Annotated in this window: 15 protein-coding genes; 2 read left to right on the top strand and 13 right to left on the bottom strand. The window is 58.5% G+C overall.

The genetic code is table 11. The features are described 5' to 3' along the window. Window positions 1-102: 102 nt before the first annotated feature. Both ACYQ2I_RS09855 and ACYQ2I_RS09850 read right to left on the bottom strand, forming a co-directional pair. The gene (locus tag ACYQ2I_RS09855) at window positions 103-2451 is read right to left on the bottom strand and encodes an alpha-galactosidase (RefSeq protein ID WP_460166841.1); all 2349 of its coding nucleotides are present in this window, start codon (window positions 2449-2451) and stop codon (window positions 103-105) included. Window positions 2452-2454: 3 nt separating this feature from the next. Next, window positions 2455-3720: a class I SAM-dependent methyltransferase gene (locus tag ACYQ2I_RS09850; RefSeq protein ID WP_460166840.1), complete on the bottom strand. Its 1266-nt coding sequence runs from the start codon at window positions 3718-3720 to the stop codon at window positions 2455-2457. A gap of 209 nt (window positions 3721-3929) precedes the next feature. Here ACYQ2I_RS09850 and ACYQ2I_RS09845 point away from each other — a divergent pair, with 209 nt between their 5' ends. Together ACYQ2I_RS09845 and ACYQ2I_RS09840 are read left to right on the top strand one after the other, a co-directional pair. Next, complete coding sequence (locus ACYQ2I_RS09845; protein ID WP_460166839.1) at window positions 3930-4061, top strand: hypothetical protein; 132 nt, start codon at window positions 3930-3932, stop codon at window positions 4059-4061. Next, a complete protein-coding gene (locus tag ACYQ2I_RS09840) occupies window positions 4058-5308 on the top strand; it encodes a beta-ketoacyl-[acyl-carrier-protein] synthase family protein (RefSeq protein WP_460166838.1) in 1251 nt (416 codons plus the stop codon). Before ACYQ2I_RS09845 ends, ACYQ2I_RS09840 begins: the two co-directional genes overlap by 4 nt. Here ACYQ2I_RS09840 and ACYQ2I_RS09835 read toward each other — a convergent pair. From ACYQ2I_RS09835 to ACYQ2I_RS09785, 11 genes are all read right to left on the bottom strand, one after another. Then, window positions 5275-5676, bottom strand: a complete 402-nt coding sequence (locus ACYQ2I_RS09835; RefSeq protein WP_460166837.1) for a hypothetical protein — start codon at window positions 5674-5676, stop codon at window positions 5275-5277. The two genes, ACYQ2I_RS09840 and ACYQ2I_RS09835, sit on opposite strands and share 34 nt — an antisense overlap. Before the next feature lie 238 nt (window positions 5677-5914). After that, a complete protein-coding gene (locus ACYQ2I_RS09830; RefSeq protein ID WP_460166836.1) occupies window positions 5915-6412 on the bottom strand; it encodes a hypothetical protein in 498 nt (165 codons plus the stop codon). 17 nt (window positions 6413-6429) lie between these two features. Continuing rightward, on the bottom strand, window positions 6430-7410 hold the full coding sequence (locus ACYQ2I_RS09825) for a DUF1559 family PulG-like putative transporter (RefSeq protein WP_460166835.1): 981 nt from the start codon (window positions 7408-7410) through the stop codon (window positions 6430-6432). Window positions 7411-7462: 52 nt separating this feature from the next. Further along, window positions 7463-8392 (bottom strand): DUF1559 family PulG-like putative transporter, encoded by a 930-nt coding sequence (locus ACYQ2I_RS09820; RefSeq protein ID WP_460166834.1) that lies wholly within the window; start codon window positions 8390-8392, stop codon window positions 7463-7465. Further along, window positions 8389-8772: a hypothetical protein gene (locus ACYQ2I_RS09815; RefSeq protein WP_460166833.1), complete on the bottom strand. Its 384-nt coding sequence runs from the start codon at window positions 8770-8772 to the stop codon at window positions 8389-8391. The genes ACYQ2I_RS09820 and ACYQ2I_RS09815 overlap by 4 nt, the downstream gene beginning before the upstream one ends. Window positions 8773-8855: 83 nt before the next feature. Then, window positions 8856-9392: a type II secretion system protein gene (locus ACYQ2I_RS09810; protein ID WP_460166832.1), complete on the bottom strand. Its 537-nt coding sequence runs from the start codon at window positions 9390-9392 to the stop codon at window positions 8856-8858. After that, window positions 9389-9805 (bottom strand): hypothetical protein, encoded by a 417-nt coding sequence (locus tag ACYQ2I_RS09805; protein ID WP_460166831.1) that lies wholly within the window; start codon window positions 9803-9805, stop codon window positions 9389-9391. Before ACYQ2I_RS09805 ends, ACYQ2I_RS09810 begins: the two co-directional genes overlap by 4 nt. A gap of 53 nt (window positions 9806-9858) precedes the next feature. Beyond that, window positions 9859-11079: a hypothetical protein gene (locus ACYQ2I_RS09800; protein WP_460166830.1), complete on the bottom strand. Its 1221-nt coding sequence runs from the start codon at window positions 11077-11079 to the stop codon at window positions 9859-9861. A gap of 60 nt (window positions 11080-11139) precedes the next feature. Beyond that, a complete protein-coding gene (locus ACYQ2I_RS09795) occupies window positions 11140-12159 on the bottom strand; it encodes a hypothetical protein (protein WP_460166829.1) in 1020 nt (339 codons plus the stop codon). A 38-nt stretch (window positions 12160-12197) separates the two neighbouring features. Beyond that, window positions 12198-13268, bottom strand: coding sequence for a type II secretion system F family protein (locus ACYQ2I_RS09790; protein ID WP_460166828.1), 1071 nt, complete (start codon window positions 13266-13268; stop codon window positions 12198-12200). 106 nt (window positions 13269-13374) lie between these two features. After that, window positions 13375-14595, bottom strand: a complete 1221-nt coding sequence (locus ACYQ2I_RS09785; RefSeq protein WP_460166827.1) for a GspE/PulE family protein — start codon at window positions 14593-14595, stop codon at window positions 13375-13377. Window positions 14596-14606: the final 11 nt, after the last annotated feature.

Genomic DNA, 14606 nt, shown 5'->3' with positions numbered 1-14606 from the left:
AATACGTCGTAGCTAAACTTCTACCGGCGGTTCATCGACTCGCGATTGAGCCGCCGGTCGCTTTTTTCCGGAAACACCCGGTTGCGGCGATACGACGGTTGTTCAATCGCGCTTCCACGAAACTTGCCAACGACATGGTTCCTCCCGCAGCGGAGTCCACCGAATTCGCAGCAAACGGTCGTCGCGACGCATTTCGATCTCGGTTGCATTTGTGCAGCGGAATTCCGCTTGGTTGAAATCTTCGTTCGAAGGCAGCACGATTCGGATTTCGTACGGATCGCCGATTGGAACGTCGGAGACACCCGACAGCACCGCATGTTCGGTGTCCCAATGTTCATCACGAAGATCGATAACGCCTTGCGTCACGTGCCGGGACGTACTGAGGACCTGCGGGTAGTCGGTTTCTCTGCGGATCGCCAAGATAGCACATCCACCGGGCGGAAGATCGACCGATACCTCATCGCCGTCCAACTCCACGACGCGATCCCGCCAGAAGTCATACGCGACATACCGTTCATCAGCAGGCAAGCCGATGCGCGAAATCGGATATGCAATGTGTTGTGCCGATTCGATATCCCAATTGAACACCCCTAATACGTATCGCGGCCGCTCCCCGCGGTTATCGCACAGTAACCATAATCGGGCCGGATCATTCTCCAGGTAGTCGACCGGGCGAACCGTCTTCAGCGGCTGAGAGGGCATCGACCGAGTGAGCATTCGCAGGCGATCCGGCGGCAGTTGGTCGTATTGATAGCTGCTGGAATGCAACGAACCTGTAAGGGCCGTCCATGACACAGACGTTTCGGCCATCTCTTTGGGAAAACTCGGACGCACGTAGACCGGATCGGGATCGTTGTACCATACGCGTTTGTTCAAGAAGAAAACCCGCGTCGAAAAGAGGGGACCGCGAATCAGTCCCTTCGGATTCGCGCCGTTGTCCGGGCCGACCCGCATGGCATCGACCATCCCGAACGCCGGCCCGAACGACCGCATATTCTGCGGCGCGCAACATCCGAGTAAGAACACGTCATCTCCGGCCGTCTCGCGGACGATCGCCAGGCCCTTTCGGTACGCCTCAATGGGTGTCATCGCGGGATTGTGGCGCTTGGTCAACCCCAAATCGTCGTCCTGGTACGCCGAATTGACGTACTGCAATCGCGTTCCGGTGCCCGTCCACAAGCCGTCCATCTTGAAGTAACGGTATCCCCATTCGCCGGCAATGCGGGCGACGATTGATCGTAAGTATTCTTGCGCCTCGGGATTCGTCATATCGAGGCATGTGCCGCCCCAGCGCGCAACGAAGGGCGCTTCTCCGGGCGGAAAATCGGGTCGTGTTCCGCCGTTCGTCTGCGCGATGTGATTGTACGGCGATCGCCCCTCGCGATAGAACAAGTGCAGCTTGTCCTGCCAATACGGATCGTTCCACGTACCCGAAAACGGCATGAACCAGATCCCCGGTAGCAAGCCGCGGGCTTTGACGGCATCGGCCGTGTGTTTCATTCCTGAGGGGAACGGCCCGTCCGGCCGGTGCGTTGAAAAGTTCTTACGCGGTCCGTTCTTGCTCTCACCGGCCTGCCATCCGTCGTCGATCTGCATGACCTGAAAGCCGTACGGAGCCAGCTTTTCGCGAGCGAATTCTGCATTGCGGACAATATCCTTCTCGTTTGAAGCCCGAGCGTGATACCACGTGCAGTACACGGTGGGCGGCGGCGGCAAATGAATGTCATCGTATTGCGCAATCGCCTCGGCATATTGTTCCAGCCCCAGGCGCACGTCATCGAAGAAGCCCACTAACAGAATCTCCGTTTCCGTCTCACTTTTGGGAGGGATCCGAAGATCGCCGTAGTCGATATGGGCTGTGCATTCAGGAACATTATTCCGTCCTGCCGCCGAAACAATCCCTGAGCCTCGCTCGTGCGTCAGCCACCCGATCACCATTCCTCGGCGTGATTTCGGATCGGCAATCGTCATGAAAGCGTAGCCCGCAGGAGAGTCTTCCGGATCAATCAACCCGGCGGTACTCATGGTGACCGTTCCTCCGGCACACCAACTGCCGCACGCACGCCCTTTTAGCAGAGTTTCTTTGGCAATCACGCGTACCTTTTCGCCCGGATTTTTCAACGTCCGCAACACGACAAGAAACGGAAATCCATCGATCTTCGCTACGAGCGTCTCGTCTCCATGCTCCCCGGTGACGCGCACGCCTCTACCGCGCCCCAAACGTCCTACCGATACCGATTCGGCTGGACGCCCATCGGGGACGCGGCTGGATAGCGCGAATTCGAGCACCGGATCACCGCCATGCAATAGGACGCATGTGTCGCCATCGATCCGAAAACTCGGCACGTCTACGGTTTCTGTTTGTTCACACGACGCCCAGCGTCCCGCGAAAACAATACCTAAATTGGCCGCAACGATGAGCATCCACCTCAAGATTGTGGTTCGTGCCATTGGCTATTCCTCCAAAGCGGCGTTCCGATCCGAACGTCGAAACACCAACAAGAATCGATCCTCCGCAGGCGGTTCAGGCGATGCGATCTCCTGGAATCCGGCAGAGTTCATCTCTTTCCGAACAAGTTCCGGCGATATCGCACGATGATGGGCGGCCAGACGATGCTCCGTGAATTTACCGCGGCGATCCATCACGTAGATGCGGCCGTTCGGCTTCAGCGCCGATTTCAAACACGCGAGCAATTCTTGCTCGTGAAACAGCAGGCAATAGCTGTCGAGAAAGAAAACCGCATCGAGCGAATCCTCGGCAAGTTCGACGCGACCGTTTTCGGTCATGACCGACTGAACCTCGATGCCGTCGGGCACCGGCGGACGTTCGTCTTTGCGGGTAGCCCATTCTTCGAGCACAATATCGACGACTTTCGGCTTTCCGTCTTGCACCAGGTCCGGTAGCACCTCTCGCGCCTCGCCCAACGCGATCACGGCAATACACTCGAGAGGCTGCCGATGCCCCATCAAGGCATTGGCCAATCTTTCCAAATCCAACGGTTTCCGCGGATCAGGATCGACTCCAACCGTTCCCCCTTCGAGCGGTTTGCGAAATACGAGCACGAATTGCTCGGGTACTCCCGGCCAGCACTCTTCGGCACAACGAACGAATTGAAACCCCGCTTCACGCGCCTCGCGAACGACGGTCGTTTCTGCAATCCAATAATGTTTGCGGCCTCTCTCTTCACGCGGAACCCAGTCCTGAAGTGTTCCGCGTCGCCGATCGACGACGACAAAATAGCCGCCCGGCTTGAGCGACTTCCAAATGGCCTGGAGCATCTCGTGCGGTTTGGTGATGTGGTGATAGACCTGGTGCATATACGCCAGATCAACCGACGATTGGGGCAAACAGGGTGATTCGACGGTGCCCAAGACAGGCTCGACTTGGGAGTATCCGCGTTCGGCGGCTTGGGATCGGAGCCCGGCTACCAAGTCTTCGCTGATCTCCTCCGAGAAAACCCTGCCGTCTTTGCCGACGATTTCGGCAAACACCCACGTGTCGATTCCGCGTCCGGCACCGATGTCGGCAATCGTTGCTCCCTCGCCGATGTCGAGCAAGCGGCAGATCGCCCGCAGCGATTCGGCACGTGCCGCCGCATTTTCTCTCGGCCGCGTCGGTCGACTCGGGGCCTGTTGTTCCGCAAGGATCGGTCCTGCAAACAAAAGAAGGAAGAAAACGGAACAACCCACAAGCGAGCAAAGAGGTGTACGTTTCCGCATGGCCAAGCTCCTGAAAACCGAGCATCGTGTTTGTCGTTGCTGCACTGTAGTTGAAGCGTTTCGCCGAATCAAACAACATCGGCAAGTCTTCTGCCCTGGGGCGTGGTGCCCCTCGAGGCTTGGATACTCCCCCGTACCCCTGCCTAGGAAAATGGATAAAATGGGAGGGTGGCAGCTGTTTTGACGAAGGCTCGTGAGGAAGAATCGGAATGGGGAAGAGATTCCGATTCACTCTCGGCGTACGATTCGCCGAATGCAACAAGGGAGTGCGGCATCACGAACCGAGCGTAGTGATCGAATTTCTTCCCGGCAACTCACCGGAGCTGAAAGCAACCGAATGAGGCAACCACGAGTGTTCTTCACGGGCGTCGGTCCGGTGTCCCCGATCGGTATCGGGTGGGATGCCGTGCGCGCGACGCTCGAAGAGAAGCGATCCGGAATCGGGCCGATTACGCTATTCGACGCATCAGGACTTCCGGTACGTGCCGCGGCCGAAGTCAAGGACTTCGACGCGAAGAAGATGACGAAAGCCCGGAAGCAACTCAAGGTGATGGCACGTGATGCCCAGCTCGGCGTCGCTTCGGCGCGTTTCGCAGCCGAGCACGGCAAATTCACGCCGGGCTGCATTCCTCCCGAGCGAGTCGGTGTCGTGTTCGGCGCCGATCGTATCTGTGGACCGCTGGAAGATAGTGAGCCGCCGTACCGCGCTTGCATAGAAAACGGACATTTTCATTTCGAACGATGGGCGACCGACGGCTTTGCGGCAACTTTTCCGCTCAGCTTTCTCAAGGTTTTGCCCAACATGATCGGGTCCCATATTTCGATCACGCTGGATGCCCGCGGGCCGAATAACACGATCCACCACACCGAAGTCTCTTCGACGCTGGCCGTTGCCGAAGCGGCAGGCGTCTTGCAACGCGGGCTCGCCGATTTAATCGTCACTGGCGGGGCGGGATCGCAAGTATCGCCGTACGATTGGGTCCGCCATTGCGTGATGGGGCGATTATCAACGGACGAAAGCAACACGCCGCGTCCGTTCACACAAAATCGCAACGGCGAAGTCCGCGGCGAAGCGGCCGTCTCATGTCTCTTGGAGACTGAACAGTCGGCCGAAGCGAGAGGTGTCGAACCGATCGCCGAGCTACTGGGGTACGGTTCCGCCTTCAGCGGGCCCCGAGCCGGCGGCCCCAGAACTGCCTTGGTTCGCGCAATTGGTACCGCACTCGAACAGGCGGGGCTCAAAAGCGAAGACCTGGGCGGTGTGATCGCTCACGGTTGGGCCACTCAATCCGACGACAGCATCGAAGCTGCTGCGCTGGCCGAGGTTGTTCCCGGCGTTCCCGTCACGGCGCCGAGTAGCTATTACGGCATCGTTGGGGCAGGGCAGGGAGCGATGGGAGTTGCCTTCGCCATCGCCTGCCTCGAAATGGGCGCATTGCCCCCCACGCTGCACGGCGACGAGCCGGACCAGGCCCTGAACCTCGACGTCGTCTTCGGCGAATCACGACCGTTGGAGAAGAAGCGGTTGTTGGTCGTCAACTGGGTGCCCGCGGGTCAGGCAGCGGCACTGATTGTCGGCAGCGCGTGATAGATCGCGCGGACGGTAGCCGGCAGATAGCCGACGTTCTCAGCCGAGGTGTCCCACCCGTAACGGGAAAGCTCCAACGCCAGGAAACAAATAGCAATCACAATCGCCAGCAAGGCCAACCCGAGCATCACGGTATAGGGTGTCCACTGACTCGGGCCCTTTTCGCCCGGCGTTTTCTGCTTCTTGGGCTTCTTGGCTTTCTTCTTTTTCTTCTTCCCCTTTGTCGGAGACTCGTCGACCGCCCCATGTCCGATGTCGCCGTCGACCGCCGGTTGCGGCGACTCCGGAATTACCGGTTCCTGCGGTGCAGTCCCACCGGGCAGTTCGAAATTGCCGAGATCGAATTGATCACCCGTCGGGTTCGACACAATCAAGTCTCCTCTTTCAGTTGCGACGTGAACGGCCGTTGTGATAGCCGAAAGCTGTGCGACTGGAATATGGGCAAAACGCCCGACCAGGGCAAGACAGGTTGACTAAATCGAGTATACTCATGCTCCGACGTGCTCGCCAGCAATGCCCCGGCAGTCTCGGCCGGTCTGGCAGAACACATCGGCCGCCCCTTCGGTACAAGTCCTACGACCGGAAAAATTGCCGACCACGACGGGATCAATCCGGTGAAGTATTCTCCTCGGTGTCGCTCTCCCCCGACTCGGCCGCTGACGAACGAAACGGATCGACGTCGGTGAGAATGTCCGGACGATCCAGTCGTCGCAAGACCAAGGCCGTCGCTACGATGACAACGGCGATCACAATACGGTATGTCCCCGCTTCCATCGGAGGCGCGAGGACCATCCAGCCCCCCAAGACCGTGGCTGCATAACCAAGGATTCCGGCCATCAAGAGGCTCGCACCGTGAAGCATGAACACAACGACACACACGACGGCGGCGAGAATCACGCCGATCACCTGCGACGGAGCCGGGGACGTTTTCGGCACCCCCAGGGACGCGATCGACGCAACGACCACCATTGCGAATAGAAAAGAACGAACCGACCAGCGAAAGTGCGGCTGCCTGGAAACAAAGCGGGCTTGAAAGGTCGTCGAGGGCGGCGAAAACGACGTACCGGTTCGCGGGGTGTTTGTGTGTTCTTCGGTGCTGTCCACGGTCGTTGCCTCAATCGTCAAAATGCTGCCGGATTCAGCAACTCACCGTCGTTGCGGCTGCCGAGGCGGCGGAAAACGTCGCGATCAATCATGACCGAAATTGTTCGGACACCGCCGTCGGCCATCAGCGATTCCACAAGGTCGATGTGATCCGACGCGAAACCGCCGACATACAATGGATCGGCGGTCGGCTTCGGGGACGGAGTAGCCGGCTCGGAACTTTTGACCTGCTTTTTCTCGCCCTCCGAAGGTTCCGAGCTCGCTCCGATGACTACTTCGAAATCGTCGCTTCCTTCTTCCCACGGCGACGTGGAGGCTTCGCTCGGATCCCGGTAACCGGGAACTCGATTTTTGGGGTTCTCGTATTTTCGCGGATCGGGGGGATATGATGTGTTTCGCAGTGTCGCCCGGGTTCCCGACATCCACCCCAGATCATCCGGATCGATAAGCTTCTCGGAAACCAACAGGGTGCATCCGAGCCCATCGGGGATGTCATCATCCGACACGGCACTATTCAGGAAAAATACACCGTCGGCGAAAGACCCGATCGGTGTCTCCTTTGATCCGCAGCAGGCCGCGTAGCTGGACGGTTTGACCTCGTTCACCATGGCCGCGCCGCTTGAAGGACATCGAAACTCGGGGATTGTGATCGAACGAATTCGGGCGTTCGCTTCCGAATAGACGCTCTCGCCGTCCACGTGGTCGTAGATGACCTTGTGATCCAAGTACGGCAACAAGTGAACAGTCCATCCTAGATGCTTGCCTTCCGGCACGCTACGAACGGGATCCTGCTCGTCGATCACCCCCGGTGGAAAAGACCATTGCGACGATTGGTACTGCTGCAACCCTAGGCCGATACGGTGTAGATTTTCCATACATGTAAAACGCCGCGCCGTCTCACGCGACATTTGCACGGCGGGAATCATCATGGCCATCAATATGCCCATAATCGCGATGACCACCAACAACTCGACAAGAGTGAATCCCTTACGCATCATCGGTTCCTCGCTAAACGTTCTTCGGCGACAGCGACTCGCGTGAATTGTCGGCTCACGGAGAAACCGAAATTCCAGGTGTCTCGAGCGGTGCACCGTCGGACCGGTGTCCCATCGTGCGAAACGCAATCGGGTCGACGCATCTGTCGACACTGCGCACACTTCCATCGCACATGAGGAAATTGATTCCCTTTGTATGGTCACTGCTGAACCCGCCGACATACAGCGCCGGGTCCTCGGGCAATTGGAAGTCTTGCGGCAACTGGTCGATCAAGCGATCTTGCCAATCCGGCGTATCGGTGGTCACATAGTGCCCTGCATTCCTCGCAAACGTAACGTCGGTTGGCTCATTCGAGCTGCTGCTGTTCCGTAAAGTGGCCCGTGTCCCCGAAGGCCATCCCAAATCGCCGAACAAACTGACCCTTTTTTCGCCGATCAAAATCGTGTGCGACAAACCGTCGGCGATCTCGTCGTAGCGGATATGGCTGTTACGAAACAGCACTCCATGCCCCTTGTCGTCGATCGGTACTTCCCGGTCGTCATAACATCCTGCGTATGATGATTCCCTCCCTGTTCCCCCACTAGGGCACCTGTAGGCGTCCAGCCAGCGGATATCTCTTACGAGAAACCAATTCGATCGGGCGTAGACTCCGCCTGAGCGGTCGATGACATCGACAAGATCATCAAGCTCTAAATACGGCAACAACAAGATCGTCCAGCTCACGTGATATCCCTGGGGAACGCTGCGGATAGGGCCTGTTTCGTTGAGTACCCCCGAAGGCAAACTGCCGAACGAATCCACATACAACGCCGCAGCAATACCGATTTGGACCAGGTTGTTCGTGCACTGCGTTTTTCGCGCCGTCTCGCGGCTCGCTGCAACCGCTGAAAGAAGCATCGCGATGAGCAAACCAATAGCGGCAACGGTCGTACTCAGTTCGAGGAGCGTCCACCCTGTTCGTAGGCGCGGTCTCCGCGTGCTCATCGCACACCCTCCATTGCCGACGGCGAAGCAAGGACTCGCCGGTCCTTCAGCAATGCGATTTCCCGGTTTCCCCGTTTGAGATGTACGGTGACCTGCACGGACGGCGGCCGTGACGGCGTTTCTGCGCGATGAACACTCACCACGACGACGGCGGTTTCATCTTGCCGGTGTTCCGGCAACGTCGGCTGCCAGGTTTCGCCCGCGTAGTCCGGGTCGGCCTGTAACTTTGCCGCGGCAAGTTCGAATGCCGAGTCTCTCAAGATCTCGGCCTCGATCCGCGCCGCTTCGACGCGGATTTCACGAAGCGTCGAAGCCGTCTGACGCACGGAAATCGCCAAGAGTACACCGATCAAAGTCGCAGCCGCGATCACCGCGAGCAATGAAAATGCTTGTCGTGGACGGCGGCGACGCCCCCGCGCGATTACTGAAATCGCCTCACATGTATGTCGGCACGGCTTTTTTGTCACCGATCCAGCTCCTGCGCACCGCGATCGATAGGGTTCGCCCGTATCACCTCCTCAACGACGATGCGGCCTCGCGGCGGAATGCCGCCGGAGATCCCCTTTGTCGGGGTCACGGTTGCACGTACGATCTGCGATCTCTGAAAAGGTTCTGTTTCGAATCGGCACGTCCAGAGGCCTTTCACGTCGAAGACCTCGTACCGCTGCGATCCTTCCGCCGCCGTTTCGATTCGACGAATCACCGAACCGGTCGATTCGTACCGAATCTTCCTATCCATCGAATTCAATACGATCAATAGGGCAATATTGTCTTCGTTCCGATCTGCGGCGTCGGGAACATGTACATGCTCGGCGAGTGCCGCATCTTCACGAATCGATTCGGTCAGGCGGGCAACTTGATGCAAGGCGAACGAACACGCCGTAAACTCGGCTTGTCGGCGAATCGTGTAAAACAACAACGTTGCCGAAGCCGCTGCGACGACGATGCCGACCGATCCGGCGACAAGTGCCTCGATGATCGTGTACCCTCGACGTTTCACTGATTCGCCTCTCCTCGAACGCCCCCCCGGGGGGCAAAACGCCACCCCGAAACCGCGAGTTCCTTGCGGTTCTCGACTCCCAACCGCGATTGCCAGCTCACGACGATATCGAATCGCAACGTGTCGATTGATGCCTCTTCGTGGATGATCGACACGTCCACCATCCCACCGGGTAACGCCGACTCCGCTTGACGGAGGAGCTCTTCCAGGCCGATACGGTCTTTCCAATCCGATGCTTGCAACTGCGAAACCGGAATCGTCCGCAAGCGAGCAGCCGCGTTGCGCAACACCTCCTCGGCGGCGACGTGACGGTAGCTCGCTTCGTTCTTCGCGGACTCAATTTTCGCCCATCGGGCGGCGATACCGATCACGACCGTCAGCAGCACGATTGCCACCACACTCTCGACCAGCAAGCTGCCCGATCGTAATACTCGGGACCGTCCATTTCCGTATCGCTTAGGCATGGTCACACAAGTCGGTTCACGAGATCGATGAGGAACATGATGAGCGAAATTGCTGCCATTCCGACCGGTACGGCACACAAGCACACCGTGACTGGAAACACGATTCCCATGCGGGCTTCGACTTTCGCGACATCCTGATTCATATGTCCGTCCGACAGTCGTTCTAGAACCGCCGTCAATATTCGGTCGTCCGACACCGAACGTAACGCACGCGCATCGGCTTCCGAAAGCAGTCGCGTGCGGCGCATGGCATCGATCCAGTTCTCTCCCGTTTGCAGCAAACGAAGTGCCTCTTCGGCACGGCGACGCACGGCGATGGTCGTTCCCCTTTGGGCGAGCACGCCGAGCGCTTCAGCCAACCCTCGCCCCGAATGCACGGCTGCCCACAACGCCAATAGAATACTCACCCGCGCTCGATGTTGCACCGGCAAGCCTTTCAACGCCCCGTAAAGTCGTGTCCATGAAAACGCCGTCAAGGGAAAGAAGGCGACGGCAAGCAGCGGCAGAGTGGCCGCTCCAGGCACAGCCCACTTTACCAGCTCGCCGTTCCACCGTAGTTGTATGCCGAACTCATCGGCGATTTGATCGAAAAAGTAAGAATTACGAACCACTAGGCCAACTCCAGCGAGGACGAACATGGAGAGCCACAACAAATACAATCCTCGGCTAATCCAGGCCGCGAAAATGTGTTTTCGAGCTCGCTCGCCGGCCGACCACATGCGCAACACCTGCGATACGCAGCCGAATTGTTCACCGACGGCCACAGCGAATCGAAAATCTGCCGATCCCAATCGCGACGCGTCGAGCGCCGACGACAAGCTCGCTCCCGTCTGCAACGACGCAAGAGCGTCCTGCGCCTTCTTGTCCAAAACGCGATCCTTATACAGGCCTTCCAAGATCGTTGCTGCGGGAATACCGTATTCCAGCGCAGCGGCCAACGCCGCGGCGGTCGCGCTTCGTCGATACACCACATATTCCGAATAGGCACATCCCACCAACACGGCACCGGGAACGATCAGGCCGAACAGAACTCCGTGCCGGGCAAGAAGACCGGCAATCGCAATGCTCCCGGCCGCCACGGCAATCCAAGCGGCAGGATCAACACGGCGAGACTGCCGTGACCGTCGCCACAACAGGCCGGCAATGATCAGCGCAAACGCGATCAGAGCGACGCCGGAGTACCCGCCGAGGATCACATCGAATTTGCCGTTACCGAACCACATGATCGCTCCGCTTGGAAACACGTTCGCAGCAGACACTCGAATACATTGCTATTCTCCTTTTTACCCCCCGAGCATTTGCAGCAGACTGAAAATCGAGAGCATTTGTATCGCGAGGGTTTCCAATATCAACAACACCACCGCGCCGAGACACAACAGCCACACGATGAGTAACGCGAAATGTCTACGATCAGCTTGAACGCGTTCTTCGAGCTGGGCAACCGCCATTTCGAAACCGTCGACCATCTTTCCGTCGGCTACGGCAAACCGCAAACCGTTTTGAACCCCCTCGGTGAAAATCGGAAATTCTCGCAGTACATCGACCGGAGCGACGCCCCGCTTTGCAGCATCATACCACGCCTGAAAGATCTCGCGTCGTACCGCAGTGGGGGCTGCAACCGAGGCCAGACGACAAGCATCGATAATGTCGCCGCCGCACCGAACGACCGCTCCGAGCAGTCGGCACACAGCAGCATCGTTCGCCAGGGTTATGTCGTATCCCAACACAGGACACGATTCGGCGATGTCGGAATCGAACGCCTTTCGCGGCCAAACGGCAAACGGCGCAAGCACGGCAACAACGCCGGCTACGAGAACAACTCCGACCGGCACGGCATCGAACAGTGCCCCCTGTTGCTCTTCCGTCTGCAAAACATCTTTCCACGTGGCCCTCGTGTCGGCAAAATACGAAGATTGCAAGGCATTGCCGAACCCCGCTGCGAGCAAGACGACGACCAGCAACCAAAAGGGATAGGTCAAGAAAGCACGCATGCGGTCGGAAAACAGTAGCCGCTGTTCTTCGGACAATAGGAACTGACGGACGAGCTCTCTCGAATATCCTTTTTCGAGAACGAACAAGACGACTGCCGCCAACCTTCCGGAACGACTTCGCCGCGAGACCGTCGACTTCACGGTTCTGCCCGAACGCCACAGCCTTCGCAGCCTACGCGTGCAACGCTGCACGCGACGGTCGAGCAATTCATCTTCCATCTCCTCCAACAGGGCAACGGCCGCATCGGTCGAGACGTCGACGTCGCCGAACACCGGCAGCTCACGATCGTGAAATATCTTGATTGCCGACATGCCTGAGTGGATCTTTCCGCGGGGAACGGGATTCTCGTTCAGATCGTGTTCGCTTCAAACATCAAATGAAACAGTAATTGCAGGTAGGGAATCCAATAAACGGCGTAAACGACACTCACCAAGGCCACTGCAATCCAACCGACTTGCAACGGCAACATCGATCGCAAGACAGCCAGTCGCGATTCAGCTACCCGTTGCCAGCGTGCGGCATGATCGTTCAGGCGATCGACGAGGGTGGATGGATCGTCTTGAGGCTCGACGGCAATGGCTCCGGGAACGCCCGGAAATTGAACAACGTCGCACGTTCCGGCCTTAACCGCATCTGCCGATCGGCGAAGCTTTTCACGCCAAGCGTCGTCGGCAGGCACCAAAGCAGCAACGCTTCGCAACGCCTCGGCGGGCGGGAGACCTTGTTTCAGACAAATCGCCCACAACCGCGCACCCGTGACCGCCTGTTGGATGCGACAAACGTGATACACCCCGGGAAACAGCAATACGGCAGGCAGCCGTTTGACATTCGATACGCGACCGACCGAGCGAACCCCGAGCACAACACCCACCGTTACCGCTGCCAACACGCCGTAGCCCACGATCGCGGCCGCTACCCAATAGCGACCGCAAGCCGTACACGCCGCCAGAATCATGCTCGAAATCGGCGAGATGCCGAGATCTGCGGCAATCGTACCGATCGCCGGAGCCCCCCAACGACAATACCCAAGGAAGACTCCCAAAGACACAAAACAGACGAATAGCGGATAGACGACGGTCGCCGCCAGCAGATTTCGCAGCGAAGCCGCCCCCCGAAGCGTCCAAAGAAGAACTCTCAATACCTCGCCGGGCTGATTCCCCGCAACGCCCAAGCGAACGATTTCCAGATAAGGTTCGGGCAATTCCGCGGTTTTTGTAAGGGCGGAATCGAGCGGCTCTCCCTTGTCGAGATGTTCCTTGAGAACCGCCGAGAAGTCCCGGAGCTTGCGCGCACCTTCCTCGGAAAGCCAGTCGAGGCCCATCTCGAGCGAAAGCCCCTGCTCGGCCAAGCGAGCCAACTCTTCGGTAACGACGACAAGCTCGTGGAGCGAAGGTCTCGGAAGAGACGGTGTCTCCGGCATGCGGAATGCTCCCGGACGTGGTATTACGCAGAACACCGGAACTCTATATAGCACATCGCATGTGGGGTCACAAGATTTGCCGTGGAAAAAGCATCCGGGGGCTTTGTTATGCTCCTGTGCCGGCTCGCCCGATGCCCAGAACTCGACGCACTTCGCTCGGCGAAGTCGTTCCTTCTTCGACCAAGCGAACGGCGCAGTCCAACAACGGAATCATTCCCGCCTCGACGGCTCGCCGGTGGAGTGTCCGGGCATCGGCCCGTTCGAGGATGACGTCGGCCATCGAGGCGTCTCCCGGTCCGAGAAACTCGGCGATGGCAGCCCGATCGGTAAATCCCGAACCGGCACATTTCGAGCACCCTACGGGGCGTCGATACCGTGCGACGGGCAACCCGAAGCGATCTGCCTCGTCTTCGGTCCATTCGGCACACTCACACAGGCGCCTGACGAGTCGTTGCGATACGATGCCGAGGATCGTGCCCCGCAGAAGATACGGTTCGATTTCCATCTCCAGTAGGCGTCCCAAGGCCTCCGTTGCGCTGCCCGCATGAAACGTACTGATCAGGAGGTGCCCCGTGAAACTCGCTTGAATCGCGGCCTCGGCCGTTTGATGGTCGCGGATCTCTCCCAAGAAAATGACTTCCGGATCGTGCCGCATCAGGTAACGCAAACCGGTCGTCAAGTCCAATCCCACGCGGGCATCGACCTGCGATTGAATGGCCCCGGGGACGGTCACCTCGACAGGGTCTTCGAGGGTTACGACATTCCGGATCGTCTCTTGGGATCGCAGAATTTCGCGGAGACACGCATATGCGGTCGTCGTCTTTCCACTTCCGGCCGGTCCGGTAATCAGGATCAACCCGGCGGTTTCCTGAACCAAGACTCGCAAGGTAGCGGCAATTTCCGACGGCAGGCCCAATTCGTCCAAGAATTGATATTGGTGCGTGCGTCCAAAAAAACGCACGACCAACCGTTCGCCGTACAAAGACGGGAACGTACTGACCCGCACCGCAGGTTCATCTTCCCGGTGTTGATAGCGTCCCTCCTGCGGAATGTCGCTGCGATAGGTCAACAGCCGCGCCAGCACCTTGAAACGGCCGATGATCTTGGAACGAACTTCGGCCGGAAAACTGCCAACACGGTGAAGCACTCCGTCGATGCGCATCCGCACCTCGAGCCCGGCGGCCGACGGATTGAGATGCAGATCGCTCGCGCCGAATTCCGACGCCAAGTGGAACAGGTTCTCCACCGCATCCACGGCATATTCGGGAGAGGCGGGCGAAAGTTCGTCGAGCATCTGAGAAAACGCCACGTCGAGCGTACGCGACATCGTAGAACTCC

It is taken from the genome of Thermostilla marina, from assembly GCF_054657455.1.
This window is presented reverse-complemented; position numbering and strand designations above follow the sequence as displayed.